Origin of the sequence: Moryella indoligenes, from assembly GCF_030812885.1 — a bacterium.
In the GTDB taxonomy this organism is placed as follows: Bacteria; Bacillota; Clostridia; order Lachnospirales; family Lachnospiraceae; genus Moryella; species Moryella indoligenes.
In genome coordinates this window covers 1-4776 of record NZ_JAUSTO010000030.1, presented here as the reverse complement: position 1 = coordinate 4776, position 4776 = coordinate 1, and the positions used below count along the sequence as shown (strand labels likewise).

The window sequence follows — 4776 nt, the reverse complement described above, 5'->3', positions numbered from 1 at the left end:
TACAAAACTGGCGTTTCGCTTTCAAATATGCAGTTTTCAATTTACAAACAAGCATCTCGCCTTACAAACTGGCGCCTCAGATTACAACTCAGCCCTCAGATTACAACTCAGCAAACAAAAATCTTATGCTTAGATTATAGCACAGTCATTTCGGTAAGTAGATCAATAATGCCGACTTCTCGCAAGTGCCACTCTTCTGCAAGCAGGGCTTTCGTGACACGAAAGTGATTTTCTGCTTGTTGGGGAAACTCCCCAATCCCCTAGAACGCTGCCTCGGCATCGGGCTGCGCATCCATTCCGGATGCTTTAACGGCAGTTCCTGGCAAAGAAAACGCCGGAGTGAATCATCACCCCGACTTCAAAAAAATCACTTGTGCTTGCGGCCTCCACGCTTTTTGTAGTCCTCGTCTATACGCTTTTTCCAGTCTGCACTCAGCGGGGCACTGCACCGGACAGAGCTGATTGCTTCACTGACCACATCATAATTCAATGCGGTTCCTTCACTGTCGCACCGATAGTTGACTGCACGATCTTCGCCGATTCCGAACTGACTTGCGGTCTCTACTGCGTCAATATTGGCACCAAGGAACAAAAACTCCCAACCGTATTTTGCTTTCTGCCGCTCGATCATCTGCTTCACTTTTTCGCTGTTGTACCGGCGGCTGGCATTTTCCATTCCGTCCGTAGTGATTACAAACATGGTGTGTTCCGGCACATCCTCCGGTCTTGCGTACTTATGAACATTTCCAATGTGATGAATTGCACCGCCGATAGCATCTAAGAGTGCTGTGCATCCGCGAACCGTGTAATCCCGGTCAGTCATCGGTCGGATGCCCCTTACATTTACACGGTCGTGCAGGACTTCGCTCACATTGTCAAACAACACCGTTGAGATCAGTGCTTCGCCCTCTGCTTTTTTCTGCTGCTCAATCATGGAATTGAATCCACCGATGGTATCCCGTTCCAATCCGCTCATGGAACCGCTACGGTCTAAGATAAAAACGATCTCTGTTAAATTCTTTCTCATATGCTTGTCCTCCCAAAAGATTATGGCTGCTCGGTTTCGTACCTTACAGCCATAGTATAGCGATTTTCTTTTGTGGAGTGGTCGCATGGAAAGCGACATTTCTTTGTCCTTATGCTCCGATCAGGCTCTGGTCAAAAGCAAACAGCGCCTCGTTGATTTCATACACATTATAGTTTCCCCGTTCGACAAAATATTCTACAATGATGTCGAATTTGCTCGAATGGGAAAGGGTAAACCCGGCCTTGCCGAGCATCTCCTGCATCTGGGCAAGCGGCAGTTCCAAAGCGATGGCAAATGCCAGCGCTGTAGGTTTGGACGGCTTATAGAATTTATCTGAGCGAATTTTGGAAAAGAGCTTCCGGTCAATGTTTGCCTTCTTGTAGCACTGGGCATCCGTCATGCCGCTTTCGTCAATCTTCCGAAGCAGCATTTCCGAAAAGCTCTCATCAATCTGCCCCAGTGCCTCTTCCAAGGATTGACTGCTGCATGATTTAAAGATTGCTTCGGACGGAAGCGAAACAGGTTCAGCTTCAAAGCAGGATTCCTCTGACAACGCCTTGAGCCGCCGTCTCTGTTCTACTCGGCTGTCAGTATGTTCCTCCACATACCGATCATCTATGTATGCCGCGATATCAGCAAACAGTTTTCCGCTGATCTGATATGCCTTTCGGTCAAAGATAACGATGTAGACCATCGTCTCATTCTCCAGCAGAAACGTACTGATGGTATCGACTGCAACCTTCAGTGCTTGGTCTTTTGGATAGCCGTAAATGCCGGAGGAAATCAGCGGAAAGGCCACCGACTGACAGCCATTTTCTTTAGCCAAGTTCAAAGATGTCCGATAGCAGGATTCCAGAAACTCTTGTTCCCGGTGCTTGCCATCCCGCCAGCGCGGGCCGACTGCATGGATCACATATTTGCAGGGCAGGCGGTATCCCTTTGTGATTTTTGCGCTGCCGGTCTCGCAGCCATGCAGCGTACTGCACTCTGCAAGCAGCTCCGGTCCGGCGGCACGATGAATGCAGCCGTCCACACCACCACCGCCCAAAAGAGAAGTGTTGGCAGCATTGACGATTGCGTCAACGCTCATTTTTGTAATATCGTTTCTGATAATCTGTAAGGGCATTGCTTATCTCTCCCCTTTCTGCTGTCTCGTTAAACATGCTTCTTTTTCAATTCACGAATCAACATTTCAACCTGTGTTCCTATAAGGAACGGTGTTTTGATTGTCGATGCCCAATAAAAATTCCGCTTCAAAATTGTTTTAATCTCATTCGGAGACAGAGCAGGCAATGTTTTAACATCTCCATTGAAATTTTCCGGCACAATCATTCTGACACTATGATATTTTTCATCACCCACTTCCGTTGGTGTGTCTGTAAGGTGTAGTCGATACTCCTTTCGGTTTGATTTCTATACAAAAATCTTTGGTGAGAGAACTAATTGGGGCGCGAATCAAGCCAATTTCAAATCTGAACGAAGCTGCGGACACACCTGTGATGCGGATTGGTAAATCATGTTCCTGAGAACCATAAGAAATTGAGTAACCAGCTCCCAATATACGTTCAGGGCAGTTTTTGCTTTTTTCATAGGCGCTGTGTCTGAATTGGCGAGCTTGGACCGCTCCATCAGTAAGAGAGACGTATTGTCCACATAGTTCGCACATAAACAAACCGCTGTGAGCGGATACTGCTCCGCCTGGATGCAATTTGGCTGCTTGTTCTGCCGTAATCCGCTTCCAACCGTTATCCGACCACATGCAGACATGCGTTAATGAAGCCACATGCACTCCCCCCTTACACAATTTCTTTCTTGATTTGTATTTTTCGCTACTGCCTATGGGTAAATCTGAAAAAGCTAATTCATAGAAAAAATTTCTGATTATATATTTTTGACGGCGATTAAACTAACGCGTTTTGACGGTTAGAGTATCATTGCTGCCAAAAATAATAGGATATCCAAATGGGAATATCCCCTTGGCTCTGGGTTTCCAATAGGGGCGAGCAGCATCCCTGTTGGCACACGATTTTCCGTAGGAAAGTCTAGTGTGTTATACCTTTGCTTCCGGCTGACGCTGGAAAGGGACTGGCTTCGCCATCTGCTGTACGGGCAGATAGCGGGTGACAGGCACTTTTCGGCGGCAGTAGGACAGGCGGATTTTGTGCGGCCACGGACGAAATCGCCGCCCTCATCGTTAATATTCAGTGCTCAATAGAAAATCTGCAATGTGCATACTCTTAATGCCTTGGTAATTTCCTCCGGCAAATTCATCGGTTCTCAAAACATACTTTGGATAGTTATCCCGAATTTCCAGCAGTCGTTCGTATTCGCGTTTTTCTGTTTTTTCGGATTTAATCTCTTGTGTGACCTGCACATACAACCGGTCATTCTGCTTCTGCGCCACAAAATCGACCTCACCATCCGGCGTTTTCCCAATCGTCACGGTATAGCCTCGTCTACAAAGCTCCAGATACACCACATTTTCCAGACTGGAAGCGACGCTGTCCGGTGTATAGCCCAGCACGCTGTAACGCAAAGCAGTATCGGCAAGATAAAACTTCTCCTGCGTTTTCAGAATCTCCTTTCCACGCAGGTCATAGCGAGAACAACGATGAAGGAGATATGCTTTCTCCAGTTTTTCCAGATAGCTGTACACCGTTTCATTGTCGATAGAACGATGCTCTGATTTCAGATAATCCGAAATTGACTTTGCCGAGAATGAATTTCCCACATTCGCAAATGTGTACCGAACCACCCGCTCCAGCTGGTCGATCTTACGAATCTGGTTTCTCTTTACGATATCTGAGAAAATCGTGGAATTATAGATATCCCGAACAATCGTATAAACCTCATCCTGTGAATACTCTCGCAGGTGTGTTGCAGGGAAGCCACCCAAGCGGATATAGTCTGCCAGTTCAGCATGGATATCCTTTACCTGTGTATACTGCTTCTTGAATTCCAGATATTCCTGAAACGAAAGCGTATAGATACGGAAGGAAACATATCGTCCCGTCAGGTAAGTCGCTATTTCCGAAGACATCATTCTGGAATTGGAACCTGTCTCATAAATGTCAACATCATAATCCGTTGCCAGGGAGTTTACTACTTTCTCCCAGCCCTCAATTTCCTGAACCTCATCCAGAAAGAGATACGTTCTCCCAGTTGGGTTGAGCTTTTCTTTGACAGCTTTGAACATATCCTTTGCTGACATATCCTCATAATCCATGGAATCGAAACGCATACTGACAATCCGCTCAGACGGAATGCCATGCTCCTTTTGCAGCTTCTCCATGATCATTTTAAGAACTGTGGATTTTCCGCAGCGGCGAACACCCGTCAACACTTTTACAAAAGGTGTATCGGTGTATGCCATAATTTTATCGACGTAAAGCGGTCTGTTTATCATAGGAACCACCTCCATGGTTCCATGATGCCGCAAGTGCACAAAAAAATCAATAGGTTTTGCGATTATAATCCGCAGCTCCTATTGATTTCCACTGACTTTTTCGAATTATGTTGGATTCCGTTTCCTTTCAGTTTCAGAATACCGTAGTTTAACCAAAAAGTCCAGAAAGCAGCGGCACCAGAGTCGTTCCGATCAGTGCCACGCCGCCGCCAGCCATCAGCTGCTTCATGCCCTGAGACTTGGCACCAGATAGCGATAGGTAATCCCTTGAAATTATCTCAGGATTTTCCCCCGCTCCACACCGTGCGTGCGGCTTTCACCGCACACGGCGTTCCATCGAATT

Annotated in this window: 5 protein-coding genes and 1 pseudogene; all 6 read right to left on the bottom strand. The window is 46.6% G+C overall.

The features are described from left to right. Positions 1–367: 367 nt before the first annotated feature. A complete protein-coding gene (locus J2S20_RS11900; RefSeq protein ID WP_307255548.1) occupies positions 368–1027 on the bottom strand; it encodes a vWA domain-containing protein in 660 nt (219 codons plus the stop codon). Between the two features lie 109 nt (positions 1028–1136). Further along, positions 1137–2153, bottom strand: coding sequence for an O-acetyl-ADP-ribose deacetylase (locus J2S20_RS11895; protein WP_307255547.1), 1017 nt, complete (start codon positions 2151–2153; stop codon positions 1137–1139). A 29-nt stretch (positions 2154–2182) separates the two neighbouring features. Continuing rightward, positions 2183–2389, bottom strand: coding sequence for a hypothetical protein (locus J2S20_RS11890; RefSeq protein ID WP_307255545.1), 207 nt, complete (start codon positions 2387–2389; stop codon positions 2183–2185). Beyond that, positions 2382–2810 (bottom strand): hypothetical protein, encoded by a 429-nt coding sequence (locus J2S20_RS11885; protein ID WP_307255544.1) that lies wholly within the window; start codon positions 2808–2810, stop codon positions 2382–2384. The genes J2S20_RS11890 and J2S20_RS11885 overlap by 8 nt, the downstream gene beginning before the upstream one ends. A 411-nt stretch (positions 2811–3221) precedes the next feature. After that, the gene (locus J2S20_RS11880; RefSeq protein ID WP_307255542.1) at positions 3222–4433 is read right to left on the bottom strand and encodes an ATP-binding protein; all 1212 of its coding nucleotides are present in this window, start codon (positions 4431–4433) and stop codon (positions 3222–3224) included. A 148-nt stretch (positions 4434–4581) separates the two neighbouring features. After that, positions 4582–4680 (bottom strand): annotated as a pseudogene (locus J2S20_RS11875) (Maff2 family mobile element protein); the annotation flags it as partial. Between the last annotated feature and the right edge of the window lie 96 nt (positions 4681–4776).

Bases quoted from the DNA above. Each gene is read 5' to 3' on its own strand.
- J2S20_RS11895 (WP_307255547.1), bottom strand. From the start codon at position 2,153: ATGCCCTTACAGATTATCAGAAACGATATTACAAAAATGAGCGTTGAC.
- J2S20_RS11880 (WP_307255542.1), bottom strand. From the start codon at position 4,433: ATGATAAACAGACCGCTTTACGTCGATAAAATTATGGCATACACCGAT.
- J2S20_RS11900 (WP_307255548.1), bottom strand. From the start codon at position 1,027: ATGAGAAAGAATTTAACAGAGATCGTTTTTATCTTAGACCGTAGCGGT.